The 14,497-nt window shown below is 47.9% G+C and carries 15 protein-coding genes; 14 read left to right on the top strand and 1 reads right to left on the bottom strand.

The window, feature by feature from the left end; translation table 11 throughout:
* The first annotated feature begins 6 nt into the window (after positions 1-6).
* The 11 genes from paaC (at position 7) to pgsA (ending at position 10,681) form a co-directional block, all read left to right on the top strand.
* Positions 7-771 (top strand): 1,2-phenylacetyl-CoA epoxidase subunit PaaC, encoded by a 765-nt coding sequence (paaC, locus tag ABD980_RS02630; RefSeq protein ID WP_300647636.1) that lies wholly within the window; start codon positions 7-9, stop codon positions 769-771.
* A 13-nt stretch (positions 772-784) separates the two neighbouring features.
* A complete protein-coding gene (paaD, locus tag ABD980_RS02625) occupies positions 785-1,270 on the top strand; it encodes a 1,2-phenylacetyl-CoA epoxidase subunit PaaD (RefSeq protein WP_260650392.1) in 486 nt (161 codons plus the stop codon).
* 2 nt (positions 1,271-1,272) lie between these two features.
* The gene (gene paaE, locus ABD980_RS02620) at positions 1,273-2,355 is read left to right on the top strand and encodes a 1,2-phenylacetyl-CoA epoxidase subunit PaaE (protein WP_260650393.1); all 1,083 of its coding nucleotides are present in this window, start codon (positions 1,273-1,275) and stop codon (positions 2,353-2,355) included.
* A 99-nt stretch (positions 2,356-2,454) separates the two neighbouring features.
* Positions 2,455-4,131, top strand: a complete 1,677-nt coding sequence (gene paaN / locus ABD980_RS02615) for a phenylacetic acid degradation protein PaaN (protein ID WP_345369404.1) — start codon at positions 2,455-2,457, stop codon at positions 4,129-4,131.
* Positions 4,132-4,148: 17 nt separating this feature from the next.
* Positions 4,149-4,931, top strand: coding sequence for a 2-(1,2-epoxy-1,2-dihydrophenyl)acetyl-CoA isomerase PaaG (gene paaG, locus ABD980_RS02610; protein WP_345369402.1), 783 nt, complete (start codon positions 4,149-4,151; stop codon positions 4,929-4,931).
* Position 4,932: 1 nt separating this feature from the next.
* Entirely contained in the window at positions 4,933-5,385 is a 453-nt protein-coding gene (gene paaI / locus ABD980_RS02605; RefSeq protein ID WP_260650396.1) for a hydroxyphenylacetyl-CoA thioesterase PaaI, read from the top strand.
* Between the two features lie 19 nt (positions 5,386-5,404).
* Positions 5,405-6,721 carry a phenylacetate--CoA ligase PaaK gene (gene paaK, locus ABD980_RS02600; RefSeq protein WP_345369399.1) on the top strand — a complete coding sequence of 439 codons (1,317 nt, stop codon included), beginning with the start codon at positions 5,405-5,407 and terminating at the stop codon, positions 6,719-6,721.
* A gap of 97 nt (positions 6,722-6,818) precedes the next feature.
* Positions 6,819-7,232, top strand: coding sequence for a holo-ACP synthase (acpS, locus tag ABD980_RS02595; RefSeq protein WP_377536175.1), 414 nt, complete (start codon positions 6,819-6,821; stop codon positions 7,230-7,232).
* Positions 7,233-7,278: 46 nt separating this feature from the next.
* Positions 7,279-8,328 (top strand): beta-N-acetylhexosaminidase, encoded by a 1,050-nt coding sequence (nagZ, locus tag ABD980_RS02590; protein ID WP_300647658.1) that lies wholly within the window; start codon positions 7,279-7,281, stop codon positions 8,326-8,328.
* A complete protein-coding gene (gene uvrC / locus ABD980_RS02585; RefSeq protein ID WP_345369397.1) occupies positions 8,240-10,078 on the top strand; it encodes an excinuclease ABC subunit UvrC in 1,839 nt (612 codons plus the stop codon). Before nagZ ends, uvrC begins: the two co-directional genes overlap by 89 nt.
* A 30-nt stretch (positions 10,079-10,108) precedes the next feature.
* Complete coding sequence (pgsA, locus tag ABD980_RS02580) at positions 10,109-10,681, top strand: CDP-diacylglycerol--glycerol-3-phosphate 3-phosphatidyltransferase (RefSeq protein ID WP_300647628.1); 573 nt, start codon at positions 10,109-10,111, stop codon at positions 10,679-10,681.
* A gap of 24 nt (positions 10,682-10,705) precedes the next feature.
* Here the strand turns inward: pgsA and queF are convergent, their stop codons facing one another.
* A complete protein-coding gene (gene queF / locus ABD980_RS02575) occupies positions 10,706-11,527 on the bottom strand; it encodes an NADPH-dependent 7-cyano-7-deazaguanine reductase QueF (RefSeq protein WP_345369394.1) in 822 nt (273 codons plus the stop codon).
* 288 nt (positions 11,528-11,815) lie between these two features.
* Here queF and aceA point away from each other — a divergent pair, with 288 nt between their 5' ends.
* The 3 genes from aceA (at position 11,816) to ccoS (ending at position 14,392) form a co-directional block, all read left to right on the top strand.
* A complete protein-coding gene (gene aceA, locus ABD980_RS02570) occupies positions 11,816-13,111 on the top strand; it encodes an isocitrate lyase (RefSeq protein WP_300646522.1) in 1,296 nt (431 codons plus the stop codon).
* Positions 13,112-13,265: 154 nt separating this feature from the next.
* A complete protein-coding gene (locus ABD980_RS02565; protein WP_300646523.1) occupies positions 13,266-14,225 on the top strand; it encodes a P-type ATPase actuator domain-containing protein in 960 nt (319 codons plus the stop codon).
* Between the two features lie 2 nt (positions 14,226-14,227).
* Entirely contained in the window at positions 14,228-14,392 is a 165-nt protein-coding gene (gene ccoS / locus ABD980_RS02560) for a cbb3-type cytochrome oxidase assembly protein CcoS (protein ID WP_377536174.1), read from the top strand.
* Positions 14,393-14,497: the final 105 nt, after the last annotated feature.

Here is a 14,497-nt window from a genome sequence, read left to right as displayed (position 1 = left end):
GTGGTCATGGATCAGGCGTTATTTAATTATTTATTACGCATGGGGGATAGCGCGATGGTGTTATCCCAGCGTCTAGCTGAATGGACTGGTCATGGTCCCGCTCTCGAAGAAGAGCTCGCTACGGCTAACACGGCTTTAGACTTAATTGGTCAAGCTCGCATGTGGTTAAGCTTAGCAGGAGAAATCGAAGGGCAAGGGCGTGACGAGGATGCTTTAGCCTTTTTGCGGGACGCTCATGACTATTACAACTATCTACTGGTTGAGCGTGAGAATGGGCACTATGGTGACACCATGGCACGTCAGTTTTTGTTTGATAGTTGGCATTATTTTCTCTTGCGTCGTTTGTGTGAATCGACGCATGAAGGCATCAAAGAGATTGCAGAAAAATCCTTGAAAGAAGTCACGTATCACGCTCGTCGCTCCAGTGACTTGGTTATTCGCTTAGGTGATGGTACCGAGGAAAGTCATGCGCGGATGCAGCAAGCATTAAACGACGCATGGCCATACGTGGGCGAGTTGTTTTTAGATGATGACACGACCCAAGCCCTACACGCTCAAGGGGTAGTACCTTTACATGAATCGCTTTGGGACGAGTGGCTTGAGCATGTACAAGCAATTCTCACCGAGGCAACACTTAGCGTTCCCGCTAAAGAAGAGGCTTTCCATAAAGCTTACCGTGGTGGGGTAGCGGGTAAACATACTGAAGCATTGGGTTTTTTATTAGCAGAAATGCAATTTTTGCAGCGTGCTTACCCCGGTGCTAGCTGGTAGTAGAGAGGTAATTATGGTTGACGCAAATACCATTATGCAATGGCTCGATAAGGTTCCTGATCCAGAGATCCCAGTGATTTCATTAGTAGATTTAGGGATCGTGCGCGACATTCAGTGGCAGGACGATACCTGTGTGGTTACGATCACACCGACCTATTCGGGCTGTCCTGCCATGTATGAAATGGAGCAAAGCATTATTCAGACTCTAGAGCAGCAGGGCGTCAAAGCACAAGTAAAAACCAGTCTTAGCCCAGCTTGGACGACAGACTGGTTGAGCGAAAAAGGCCGCCAAGCATTACAAAACTATGGTATTGCGCCCCCTAAAGAGCAGTCTATAGATATTTCTGGTATATCGCGTCGATCCGGGCCTACGGTGACCTGTCCACTATGTCACTCTACTCAAACACGAGTGATTAGTCACTTTGGTTCTACACCTTGTAAAGCTCTCTATCGCTGCACCCAGTGTGGGGAGCCCTTTGATTATTTCAAGGCGCATTAGTCATGAGTCAATTTCATCCTCTAAAAGTGGCTTCTATAGAACGCACTACACGCGATGCGGTAGTGGTTGCATTTGATGTACCACAAGAACTCAAAGAAAAATTTCATTTTCGACCTGGCCAATATTTAAACGTGCGTGCGCAGGTAGATGGCGAGGAGTTACGTCGTTCCTACTCTATCTGTGCCGCGCCGCACGACAATATCTTACGTGTGGCGGTCAAGCGTGTTTATGATGGCGCGTTTTCTAACTGGGCAAACACAGAGCTACAACCTGGCGATACGGTTGAAGTGATGCCGCCCGATGGCAATTTCACGATTGATTTTGACCCTCAGGCTCAACGCGGTTATGCCGCCTTTGCCGTAGGTAGTGGGATTACACCAATTCTTTCTCTGGTGAAAACGGCGTTGGATACCGAGCCAAATAGTACATTTACTTTGTTTTATGCCAACCGCGCTTCTTCCTCTATTATGTTTCGAGAGGAAATTGAAGACCTAAAAAACCGCTATATGGAGCGTTTTTCTGTGGTCTATATTATGAGCCGCGAACACCAAGACATTGATTTGTTCAACGGGCGTTTGGATGCTGAAAAAGTAAATCAATTACTTTCCGTGTGGTTACCTGTAGAAAAAATCGACTATGCCTTTGTTTGTGGCCCCCATGATATGACCGAGCAGGTGGTAGCCACCCTAAAAGAGCGGGGTTTGGCCAAAGAGCAAATCAAATACGAGTTATTTGGGGCACCCAAGGGGCCTCGAACTACCGCCGATGGGGCCGCGCCACGTCGTGCACCTGGTGCTGAGGATTGTCATTTAACCATTGTCCAAGATGGGATTACCCGCGAAATCACCATTGCGAAAAACAATAAAAGCTTATTGGATTCGGCAATGGAGCAGGGGATCGAGTTGCCTTACTCATGTAAAGGTGGGGTGTGCTCTACCTGTCGTTGTAAGGTGGTAGAGGGCGAGGTCGATATGGATGCGAACTTCGCGCTCGAGGACTATGAAGTCAATATGGGCTTTGTCCTAAGCTGTCAGAGCTTCCCCGTTACGGATAAGGTAGTGATTGACTTTGACCAAGAAACGTAAGCTTAGCTGTGTGCTAGCTGAAGCAGTGGGGCGTAGGCCCCATTGCCTTAACGTATTTGTTTGAAACATAAATAGTTTAACCTCCGAAGGAGAAAAGGCATGACCGTGGATTTTTTTCATGCACACCAAGACACACTCGAGCAAGCGCTAAAAGCGATTCAAACACGAGAGTATTGGACCCCGTTTCCTGAAATGCCCAGCCCGCGCGTGTATGGCGAGGACGCGGCCGCCCAAGGTCAAGCCACCTTTGAGGCGTATCAAAATAGCACTTTTCCACTTGAGCTAGATGGTGCCACCCAATATGTTGGTCAGGAGCGTTCGCCTTATGGTTTTGATTTAAAGGTGCGTTATCCAGCTTTAGATGCGCAAACTCTTATCGATCAATCCTCTTTGGCTTTAGACAGCTGGCGTGAAGCCGGACCTAAAGCATGGGTTGGCGTGTGCTTAGAGGCCTTACATCGCTTAAATAAACAGAGCTTTACTATTGCGAATGCGGTACAGCACACCAGTGGTCAGGCCTTTATGATGGCGTTTCAAGCGGGTGGACCGCACGCACAAGACCGAGGCTTAGAGGCGGTTACTTATGCGTGGCAAGAGATGTCACGTATTCCGGCTTTAGCAAACTGGGTAAAACCCCAGGGCAAGCATGATCCTATCGACATGCAAAAACAATTCACAGTGGTGCCGCGTGGTATTGGTTTGGTGATTGGTTGTTCGACGTTTCCCACATGGAATAGCTATCCAGGTTTGTTTGCCTCGTTAGCAACGGGTAATACCGTTATTGTGAAGCCTCACCCTGGTGCTATTTTACCTTTAGCCATCACGGTGAAGATCTTGCGTGAAGTGCTTGTCGAGGCAGGTTTTAACCCGAATGTGGTGTTGTTGGCAGCACACGACGCCGATAGCGAGTTAGCACAACAGCTTTCTATGCATCCAGAAGTTAAAATTATTGACTACACCGGTAGCAGTGCGACGGGTAACTATCTGGAGCAACATGCGCGTCAGGCCTTGGTCTATACCGAAAAAGCTGGTGTGAACCAAATTATTATTGACTCCGCTCCCGATATCAAAGCGGTAGCGCGTAACCTGGCCTTTTCTTTTGCTTTGTACTCCGGCCAAATGTGTACCGCCCCACAAAATATTTATGTACCTAAAGATGGTATCCAAACGGATGAGGGGCATTTGAGTTTTGATGAGGTGTGTGCGGCATTAGGACAGGCTGTAGAGCGCTTATGTTCGACGCCTGAGCGTGCGGTTGAAATCACAGGTGCTTTGCAAAATGATGCAACAGCAGCGCGTATTCAGCAGGCAAAGGCGTTAGGGTTAGAAGTCATTGTGGATAGCCAGCCTTTAGCTCACCCGGTTTACCCAGAGGCGCGTACCGCAACCCCTCTACTTCTGAAAACAGAGGCTACAAATCCGCAAATTATGCAAGAGTGGTTTGGTCCTATTATTTTTGTGGTGGCCACCGACTCGACAGAGCATAGCATTCAGCTAGCAGGCGAAACTGTCCGTGAGCATGGTGCTTTAACTCTGTCTGCTTATACCATTGACGCGGCTACAGCAACCAAAGTTCGCAAAATGGCTGAGCGCAGTGGGGTTTCGTTATCACTGAACTTAACCGGTGCGGTATTTATTAACCAAACCGCTGCATATAGCGATTTTCATGGCACGGGGGCAAACCCAGCAGCAAATGCAGCGTTGTCGGATAGCGCTTATGTGTCTAACCGGTTCCGTGTGGTACAAACCCGCTGGCACACAGAGCAAAGTCTATAAATCAGGAGTAGATCGCAATGAATTACGAATGCATTAAATTTGAACTCACTCCAACCATTGCTCGGATACGTTTAAATCGCCCTGATAAGCTCAATAGCTTTAGTGTACAGATGCATACCGAGCTAGCTCATGCGTTAGACCGTGTAGAGGAACAAGGCGTGCGCGTCTTGTTACTTACAGGCGAAGGGCGTGGCTTTTGTGCCGGACAAGACTTGTCAGAGCGTCAGATGAGCGAGGGCGCGGTGGATTTAGGTAGTACGGTAGAAACGTACTATGCACCACTGGTTCGTCGTATTCGCGCTATGCCCTGGCCTGTGGTGGTAGGGGTAAATGGAGTGGCAGCAGGGGCGGGAGCAAATCTGGCCTTAGCCGGTGACATTGTGGTAGCTAAAGAGTCTGCCAGTTTTATTCAGCCTTTTTGTCGTTTGGGGCTGCTGCCAGATACGGGCGGCACCTACTTTTTACCCCGATTAGTGGGCGAGGCCCGAGCCAAAGGTTTGGCTTTGCTAGGTGATAAGTTAACTGCCACCCAAGCTGCACAGTGGGGCTTAATCTGGGAAGCCGTGCCCGATGAGGAGTTTGCGGCGCGCTTAGATGGCTTATGCAATCATTTTGCCGCAGCGCCTACACGTGGTCTGGCTGCTTCTAAGTATGCGATTCAGGTCAGCTTAAATCATACGCTAGATCAACAGTTAGATTTAGAGCGTGACTATATGCGGGAGCTTGGGGCGAGTGCCGACTATGCCGAAGGGGTAAATGCGTTTATGAATAAACGCCAGCCTCAATTTAAAGGGGAATAACATGTCGCTTCCTACTGAGCCGCAAGCTTTGGCGGAATACGTCGCTGAGCAGATGTACGCCAAAGACCCCGCTTCGCAAGCCCTAGGTGCCAAAATCTTAAGTGTGGCTCCAGGACAAGCGCGCATGGGTATGACCGTGCGAGCCGATATGCTCAATGGTCACAAAACCTGTCATGGCGGATTTATTTTTGCTTTGGCCGATAGCACCTTTGCTTTTGCCTGTAACTCTCGCAATGTACCCACCGTAGCTGCTGGTTGCACCATCGATTATTTAGCACCGGCTTTCGAGGGGGATCAGCTAGAGGCTATCGCCAAAGAATATCATTTAGCCGGTCGTACCGGCGTCTATGATGTGGAAGTCCTCAACCAACAAGGACAACGTATTGCTATTTTTAGAGGTCGTTCGTACCGCCTGCGTGGCGCAGTGGTCGAGGACTCGCAACCCAATCAGTAAGTAGGGCAGGAGACAAATAATGCCAGCGTCAACTCAGCAAGTCGGAAAAGATCGTATTGAACATGCCAGCCGCGACGAAATTTCAGCGCTCCAGCTTGAGCGTTTGAAATGGACGTTAAAGCACGCCTATGACAACGTGCCTCATTATCGCAAAGCTTTTGATGATGCCGGTGTCCATCCTAGTGATTTCAAGCAGCTTTCTGACTTATCTAAGTTTCCTTTTACAACCAAGCAAGACTTACGAGATAACTATCCTTTTGGCATGTTTGCCGTACCACGCGATCAGATTTCTCGTATCCATGCTTCCAGTGGAACCACAGGCAAGCCAACCGTAGTGGGCTATACCGCTCAAGACATTTCGAATTGGGCGGATTTGGTCGCACGCTCTTTGTGGGCAGCCGGCACGCGCCCTGGTGACATTGTGCATGTGGCATATGGTTACGGTTTGTTTACCGGCGGTTTAGGAGCGCATTATGGGGCAGAGCGACTTGGGTGTTCTGTTGTTCCTATGTCTGGCGGGCAAACAGAAAAGCAAGTGCAGCTGATTACCGACTTTAAGCCCGATGCCATTATGGTGACGCCCTCCTATTTTTGCAATATTCTTGAGGAAATGGAACGTCAGGGCATGGATCCGCGTGATAGTTCTTTGCGGATAGGCGTGTTTGGTGCCGAGCCATGGACTGGACAAATGCGTGCTGATATCGAAGCACGAGCCGCTTTAGATGCAGTGGATATTTATGGCTTATCTGAAGTGATGGGGCCTGGGGTGGCCATGGAATGCGCCGAGACCAAAGATGGTCCCGTGATTTGGGAGGATCATTTTTATCCAGAGATTATCAACCCTGAAACAGGTGAACCGGTAGAAGATGGCGAAGAAGGCGAGCTTGTCTTCACCTCTCTTACTAAAGAAGCCATGCCTATTATCCGTTATCGTACACGTGACTTAAGTCGGTTATTGCCGCCTACAGCACGTAGCATGCGTCGCATGGGTAAAATTACGGGTCGTAGCGATGATATGTTAATTATCCGTGGCGTAAACCTGTTCCCTACGCAGGTCGAAGAGCTGGTCTTACGTATTCCTGAGCTTGCGGCACAATATCAGCTGATTGTGACGCGAGAGGGCAATATGGATGAGTTGGAAATCCTGACGGAAATTCGTGCTGAATACGAGCATTTTGATCAGGACCGACGTGATGCGTTGGTGTCTCGTTTGCGTCAATCCATCAAAAATAACATTGGTGTGAGCGCTCGCATTCGCTTACAAGACCCTGGTCAAGTAGAGCGTACCGTTACAGGTAAAGCACGCCGAGTCGTGGATTTGCGCCCACGCGCCTAAATTTAATTATTTATATGGGGCCGATATGTTATTACATATCGGCTTTTTTTTGTGCTCACGGTATGATGATGGTTTTATAACTAAGTTTGGAGTGGTTGTGTCTGCTATTGCTGGAATAGGAACCGATATGATTTATATTGCGCGTATACAGCGCTCGTATGAGCGCTTTGGTCAGCGCTTTTTAGATCGTATATTGGGCGAGCAAGAAAAACAGGTGTTTGCACGTCGTTATGCTCGAGATCCCAAACGCGGTATTCGATTTTTAGCGACACGTTTTGCTGCGAAAGAGGCTTTTTCCAAAGCCATTGGCTTAGGGATGCGTATGCCAATGGCTTGGTCGCGTATGCAAACTTTGAATGCTCCTAGTGGTAAGCCGACGGTAGTGTTGGAAGAGGAGTTAGCTCTTTGGTATCAGCAGCGTTTTGGTGCAGCGCATATCACCGTAACAGATGAATCGGATTTGGTGATGGCTTTTGTTGTTATTGAGGCCAAGACATCAACACAGACTTAATAGGGATAATTACGTGACCTCTTTTCATGCTTTACCTGGTCCTGTCATGGTGGACATCGAAGGTTTTACCCTGACCGAACAAGAAAAAAAACGCTTGCAACACCCGTTAGTGGGTGGGGTGATTTTGTTTGCGCGTAACTTTCAAAGTCGTACACAGTTACAGGCTTTGTGTGCGCAAATTCAGGCGCAGCGTACTCCGCCCTTATTGATTGCTGTTGATCACGAAGGGGGACGAGTACAGCGTTTTAAGTCCGATGGGTTTACACATTTACCGGCCATGCGTGAGCTAGGTAAAATTTGGGACGGAGATCCTGCATTGGCAGTGAAACTGGCGAATGCGATTGGCTATATTTTAGCTGCGGAGCTACGTGCTTGTGGTGTCAATTTCAGTTTCACGCCGGTCTTGGATTTGGATTATGAGTGCAGTGCCGTGATTGGCGATCGCGCTTTCCATCATAAGCCTCAGGTGGTAGCGCGTTTAGCCGAAGCCCTTGCCCATGGTTTACAGCAAGCAGGCATGGCTGCGTGTGGTAAGCATTTTCCTGGCCATGGGGCGGTAGAGGCAGATTCCCACCACGAAATCCCTATTGATCATCGAGATTTGGCTACTATCTTAGATCAGGATGCGGCGCCTTATGGTTGGTTGGGGGGGACTGTATTACAAGCGGTAATGCCAGCCCATGTGATTTACCCTCAGGTCGATGAGCTGCCCGCTGGGTTTTCTGCTTATTGGATTCAACGAGTATTACGCCAAGCCTTAGGTTATAACGGCATGGTGTTTTCTGATGATCTCACCATGGAAGGGGCGACGGTGGCGGGGGATATTCTGGGGCGCGCGCAGGCAGCACTGCAGGCGGGGTGTGATATGGTATTAGTCTGTAATCGCCCTGACTTAGCAGATGATTTACTTGCTCGTTTGCAGTGGACGATGCCGGAAGCCTCACAAGCACGACTGCAACACCTTTATCCTTTAGAACCTGCTCTGGATTGGGATTCTTTACAAAACGATGAGCATTACCAACAAGCCCAGCAACTTCGATCTCAATACTTTTCTGCGTCAGTTACCGCGTCTACCGGGGGTGTATCGGCATCTTAATGCCGAGGGCGAGGTACTTTACGTCGGGAAGGCACGCGACTTAAAACGACGGGTGTCCTCCTACTTTCAAAAAAGTGTAAATAGCCCGCGCATTGCGCAAATGGTTAAGCAAATAGCGTGGGTTGAAACCACGGTGACGCGCTCTGAAGCCGAGGCCTTGATCTTAGAAAATAACTTAATCAAGCGCTTACAGCCACGCTATAACATTTTGTTCCGCGATGATAAGTCATACCCTTATTTACGCTTTAGTGCGCATGAGGCACCGCGTATTTCTTATTTTCGTGGGAATACGAATCAGCCAGGAAGCTTTTACGGTCCTTATCCAAATGCATGGGCGGTACGAGAGAGCATCCAAATCTTACAGCGTGTTTTTCGTTTGCGTAGTTGCGAGGACGGGGTGTACGCCAATCGCTCGCGTCCCTGTTTGTTGCATCAGATCCGTCGCTGTTCGGCACCTTGTGTGGATTTAATTAGCATAGAGGACTATCAGGCGGATGTTAAGCGTGCCAAGCAGTTTTTAGATGGCGATGCACAGGGCGTATTGGCTCAAATTGAAAAGAAGATGATGTTAGCATCCGAAAACCTCGCTTTTGAGCAAGCGGCAATTTTTCGAGACCAGATGAAAGCCCTTGCCTCGATTCTGCAGCAGCAAAATATGGAAAGCCATGGTAATGAAGACGTGGATATTATTGCAGTCATTGCTGCTGGTGGGCGTGTTTGTGTGAATTTAGCCATGGTGCGAGGGGGGCGACATTTGGGGGACCGTGCTTTTTTTCCTAGCCAAACACAAGACATGAGCTTAGAGCAGGTCTTAGAAGCTTTTATCAGTCAACACTATATCGAGCGCCCTTTGCCACCCGTGCTGGTTAGTTCCCATGCGTTAACAGATACAGGCGTGTTGGCACTGTTGGCGGAACAAAGTGGTATGAAAACCCGGTTCTTAACGCGCCCACAAGGCCGGCATAAAAGCTGGCTGGAGCAAGCGCAAACGAATGCGGAGCTGGCGCTGGCACGAGTCTTAAATGATTCGATGAGCCGGGCAGCGCGCACTGAAGCTCTAGCACAGGAGCTAGGGTTGGAAACTGATGCCGAGTATCTGGAGCAGTTACATATCGAAGGCTTTGATATTAGCCATACAGCGGGTGAGGCAACGCAAGCCTCCTGCGTGGTGTATAAAAATCATACGATGCAGCCTTCGTTGTATAGACGCTACAATATTGCTGGAATCACAGAAGGCGATGACTATGCCGCGATGCGTCAGGTCTTACGCCGCCGCTTTGAACGTGTTGCCGAGGGCTTAGCGGCGCTTCCAGATATCGTGTTAATAGACGGTGGTAAAGGGCAGCTCAATATAGCTAAAGCGGTGTTTGCTGATTTGGGCTTGGACCAGAGTGTTTTGGTGGGTGTAGCTAAGGGCGAGGGGCGTAAAGTGGGCTTGGAAACCTTGTTTTTCGCCGATGAGCGGCCTCCTGTGGCACTAGGTATAGGTTCGGCAGCGCTGATGTTAGTGGCCGAGATTCGTGACGAAGCCCACCGTTTTGCGATCACAGGGATGCGTGCAAAGCGCGCTAAAACACGTAATATCTCGCGTTTAGAGGACATTGATGGGGTGGGGCCAAAACGAAGGCAGCGCTTATTAATGCGTTTTGGGGGCTTAGCGGGGGTTAGTGATGCGAGCATTGATGACTTGGCTTCGGTAGAGGGGATTTCCCGAGCCCTAGCAGAACGCATCTATTTTGCGTTACGCTAAGAGCTACACCGTTTACTTTTTGGTTGCGTTATGCCTTTTAATTTACCTATTGCCTTAACTTGGCTTCGTATTGTTTTTATACCGTTAATTATTGCTCTATATTGTTTGCCCTATGGTTGGTTGGCAGATGGGATGCGTGATGCTATTGCGGCATGGGTGTTTATTATTGCGGCATTAACGGACTGGTTTGATGGCTGGTTAGCACGTAAGTGGAACCAAACGTCGGCTTTTGGTGCATTTTTAGATCCGGTTGCAGATAAATTGATGGTGTCTGCGGCGCTATTAATTCTGCTAAGTATCCATCGCATTGATGTGCTGATTGCATTTATTATTATTGGACGCGAGATCACTATTTCAGCTTTACGAGAATGGATGGCACAGATTGGTGCGAGTGCTAGTGTTGCGGTCAGCTGGTTAGGAAAATTTAAAACGGCCGCGCAAATGGTTGCCATACCGTGTTTATTGTATTCACGAGATGCATTTGGGATCCCTACACGTATAGCAGGACAGATTTTAATCATTGTTGCTGCAATTTTAACGATTTGGTCCATGTGCTACTACTTGAAAAAAGCCTGGCCTGAAATAGTGCGTCGTAGTCGATAAAAAAGAGGGGTTAGCCCCTCTTTTTTATTGGCGTACAGTGCGAATATCGGCAACATCTAGTGGGTGACTGCTGCGCCAAGGGTTAATGTCTAGGCCGCCACGGCGTGTATAGCGAGCCATGACAAATAGTTGCTCAGGGTGGCAACGCTCCATGAGGTCATGGTAAATACGCTCAACGCAATGTTCATGAAATTCAGTGTGCTGTCTAAACGAAACGATATAGCGTAGCAAGGAGCCCTGATCTAGACGAGGTCCGGTATAAGCAACCTGTAAGCTCGCCCAGTCGGGTTGACCAGTGACAGGGCAGTTTGACTTTAGCAAATGTGAGACCAACGTTTCGTTTACGACTTCAGTATCGTGGCATTGTAATAAGTCAGGGTTAGGCTGATAGCAATCGATCTCGACGTCATGGTGATCGATGAGTTCTCCTTGTAGGGTTCCCATAATCGGCCCGGTATAAGGATCAAGCTCATATATAGAGACTTGTACCGGGGCGCCTGCCACCGCACTTAAGTCTTGTTCTAAGCATTTTTTTACGGCTTTGGTGCTTTCAAAACGGCTTTCGTTAAAAGAATTTAAATAGAGCTTAAAAGATTTGGACTCAATGAGCTGAGGACTGTTCCAAGGGATACTAAAACGTCCCACCGCAGCAATGGGTTTACCTTTGGCGTTAAGCCAGGACATTTCATAGGCATACCAAATATCAGCACCATGCCAATGCTCCGGAAGGGTAAGGCCTTGTCGGTTAGGTGCGCGATCAATAGCAAAAAGTACACTTGGGTCATAATGTGTCGGATAGGAGACATCTTGGCCCAATAAACTGTTTTTTAAAGAAGAGGTCGTCATGGTAGTAAAAATAAAAAGCGATTAGTCTGTAAATTTAACCTGTTTTTTCACATGATGGGAGCTGGTTTTCATATTATGAAAAAAGCCTGCTGCGTTGCATCAGATTGCTTTTCATAAAAAGGTAATTGCTTCCGTATAGTGAAATGATTTGCGTAAGTCATTGATTTTAAATGATAAGAAATTAGGTCTTATATAAGATATAAGTGTGGATTGCTATGCAGTAATTACGTAGAATTTAAATCATCAACGACATCGTTTATTGCTAATTTTTCTACAGGGAGACACATCATGACTCAACGTGAAACCGAAATCCGCAACCTCCAAAAAGAATGGGCCGAGAACCCTCGCTGGCAGGGCATTAAGCGCAACTACAGCGCCGAAGATGTAGTGCGTCTGCGTGGCTCCATGGTCGAAGAACATACTTTAGCACGTCGTGGTGCGGAAAAACTATGGCGTCTTTTGCATGAAGAGCCTTTTATCAATAGCTTAGGTGCATTAACTGGTAACCAAGCTATGCAACAAGTCAAAGCGGGTTTGAAGGCCATTTACTTATCTGGTTGGCAGGTGGCTGGCGATGCTAACTTAGCTGGAGAAATGTATCCAGACCAGTCTTTGTACCCAATTAACTCGGTGCCTATGGTAGTTAACCGCATTAATAACACGTTGCGCCGTTGTGACCAGATTCAATGGTCCGAGGGGTTGAATCCGGGTGACGAGGGCTATGTGGATTATTTTGCTCCGATTGTAGCGGATGCGGAAGCCGGCTTTGGTGGGGTATTAAACGCTTTTGAGCTCATGAAAGCCATGATTAATGCGGGCGCTTCAGGGGTGCACTTTGAAGACCAGTTGGCTTCAGTGAAAAAATGTGGTCACCTAGGGGGTAAGGTTTTGGTACCAACCCGCGAGGCCATCTCCAAACTGGTAGCAGCGCGCTTAGCTGCAGACGTGATGAACGTACCGACCTTGATCTTGGCGCGTACTGACGCGGACGCTGCTGATCTCGTCACCAGTGACGTGGATGATAACGATAAGCCTTTTATCACCGGTGAGCGTACTGTAGAAGGATTTTTCCGTACTCGTGCTGGGATTGAACAGGCTATTTCTCGTGGTCTTGCTTATGCTCCCTATGCGGATTTGATCTGGTGCGAAACCGCTACGCCTGATCTTGAGTATGCACGTCAGTTTGCTGAAGCTATTCACCGTCAGTTCCCTGGAAAGATGCTGGCATACAACTGCTCGCCTTCATTTAACTGGAAGAAAAACCTAGATGATGCGACAATTGCTAAGTTCCAGCGCGAATTGGGTGCAATGGGCTATAAATACCAGTTCATCACCTTGGCCGGCTTCCATGCTCTAAACTATGGCATGTTTGACTTGGCTTACGGTTATGCTCGCGAGAACATGACAGCTTTTGTGGACTTACAAGAGCGTGAATTCGCAGCCGCTGAGCGTGGCTTTACGGCGGTACGTCACCAGCGCGAAGTTGGTACGGGTTACTTTGATGCTGTCACTCAAACCATCGAGGGCGGACAGTCTTCTACTACCGCATTAGATGGTTCCACAGAAGAGGCTCAGTTCCAATAATGCGGTTGCTGTACGACATAATAGAACAGGAGTTGTCGTCTTAGTCTATAAGCCCTTAAACTTGTTTAAGGGCTTTTTTATTGAGCTATATTTTATTTGTTTGATCTAAATCGAAAAGCTATATTCTTATTTGTTATAATATAGTCCGATACTTATGCGCGCATATTCCATTTTTACCATTCCTGCTGATCTGTCCGCTGCCGATCGTCTGCATAGGCGGCGTATGCTCGCCCGTTTGGGGCTGGCTTGGTTAATGATGATGCAGGTAATGACGTTGGCTTTTCCGGGGTATTTGCGTTCGGACTCCATGCAGCCTGACACCTTAGTTACCCTTGACTCTGCAATCTACCTCATGAACTGGGCGGCCTTGTTGTTAACGGTGCCTGTTATGATGTACTGTGCTATCCCTATTTGGAAAGGCGCCTGGCAAAGTTTAAAACGCGGCAAAGTCGGCATGGATGTACCTGTTGCTTTAGGGATTGTGGTCGCTTTTATCCCCAGTGTTATTACAACGTGGACAGGGCAGGGCGAAGTCTACTTTGACTCTGTTACCATGTTTGTGGCGTTTTTACTAACGGCACGCTATCTGGAACTATGTGCTCGTCAATCTATTCATCGTGGTCAGGCGCATACTTATATAGAACAACTACGTGCCACATTGACTCAACACTCAAATCGCATTGCGTTTTGGTTTGTCCTGATTCAGGTGATATTGGCAGTTGTATTTGGTGTGGTCTGGTTTTATTATCGACCTGAGCATGCGATTGCCGTTGTTGTCGCTTTATTTGTGATGAGCTGTCCCTGTGCTTTATCCATGGCCGTACCGACGGCAGTAGCATCAGCTCATGCAGGTATTAGTGTTAGTCCTGCAGAAACGGATACAGAGCTACAGAACGTAGCCAATAAAACCACATCGATATCAAAACAGAATTTGTATGGATCTATAGCATGGCATCTGTTGATGACGCCTTTAGCTGCTATAGGTTTAGTAGCCCCATGGGTGGCGGCGATCTCTATGCTGTTATCTTCGCTATTAGTTGCTTATAATTCGTGGCGCTTGTATCGCCAGCGCCTTCAGCAAGCAGCACAACTCGCTTCACATCAAACGGTGTAATTATGTTGGACTCCATGTTTTTATTAATTCCACTGTCTTTGCTATTTGTGCTGTTCATCGCTGTGGCATTATGGTGGGCTGTTTTTTCAGGACAGTTCGAAGACGCAAACAAAGCGGGTGAATCCATACTTCAGGATGACGATAGTACCGGTGTTGATGAAAAATAACGCTTGGTTACAATCGTTTTACATAAACTAATTCGTTAATGGGGTTTATGCTAAATCCCAACGGTTAGTTTATGTGTTTATTATGAATGTATTATGTAGCCATAG

This window comes from Paenalcaligenes hermetiae, from assembly GCF_039543645.1.
GTDB lineage: Bacteria > Pseudomonadota > Gammaproteobacteria > Burkholderiales > Burkholderiaceae_B > Paenalcaligenes > Paenalcaligenes hermetiae.
Note: the sequence above shows the minus strand (reverse complement) of the source record. Positions and strands in the feature narration are given on the sequence as shown.

What these genes read in the sequence shown, in the direction of transcription:
- aceA (WP_300646522.1), top strand. Translation starts at nt 11,816, where the DNA reads ATGACTCAACGTGAAACCGAAATCCGCAACCTCCAAAAAGAATGGGCC.
- paaC (WP_300647636.1), top strand. Translation starts at nt 7, where the DNA reads ATGGATCAGGCGTTATTTAATTATTTATTACGCATGGGGGATAGCGCG.
- paaG (WP_345369402.1), top strand. Translation starts at nt 4,149, where the DNA reads ATGAATTACGAATGCATTAAATTTGAACTCACTCCAACCATTGCTCGG.
- paaK (WP_345369399.1), top strand. Translation starts at nt 5,405, where the DNA reads ATGCCAGCGTCAACTCAGCAAGTCGGAAAAGATCGTATTGAACATGCC.
- ABD980_RS02565 (WP_300646523.1), top strand. Translation starts at nt 13,266, where the DNA reads ATGCGCGCATATTCCATTTTTACCATTCCTGCTGATCTGTCCGCTGCC.
- queF (WP_345369394.1), bottom strand. Translation starts at nt 11,527, where the DNA reads ATGACGACCTCTTCTTTAAAAAACAGTTTATTGGGCCAAGATGTCTCC.
- ccoS (WP_377536174.1), top strand. Translation starts at nt 14,228, where the DNA reads ATGTTGGACTCCATGTTTTTATTAATTCCACTGTCTTTGCTATTTGTG.
- paaD (WP_260650392.1), top strand. Translation starts at nt 785, where the DNA reads ATGGTTGACGCAAATACCATTATGCAATGGCTCGATAAGGTTCCTGAT.
- uvrC (WP_345369397.1), top strand. Translation starts at nt 8,240, where the DNA reads ATGAGCATTACCAACAAGCCCAGCAACTTCGATCTCAATACTTTTCTG.
- paaE (WP_260650393.1), top strand. Translation starts at nt 1,273, where the DNA reads ATGAGTCAATTTCATCCTCTAAAAGTGGCTTCTATAGAACGCACTACA.
- paaI (WP_260650396.1), top strand. Translation starts at nt 4,933, where the DNA reads ATGTCGCTTCCTACTGAGCCGCAAGCTTTGGCGGAATACGTCGCTGAG.
- nagZ (WP_300647658.1), top strand. Translation starts at nt 7,279, where the DNA reads ATGGTGGACATCGAAGGTTTTACCCTGACCGAACAAGAAAAAAAACGC.
- paaN (WP_345369404.1), top strand. Translation starts at nt 2,455, where the DNA reads ATGACCGTGGATTTTTTTCATGCACACCAAGACACACTCGAGCAAGCG.
- pgsA (WP_300647628.1), top strand. Translation starts at nt 10,109, where the DNA reads ATGCCTTTTAATTTACCTATTGCCTTAACTTGGCTTCGTATTGTTTTT.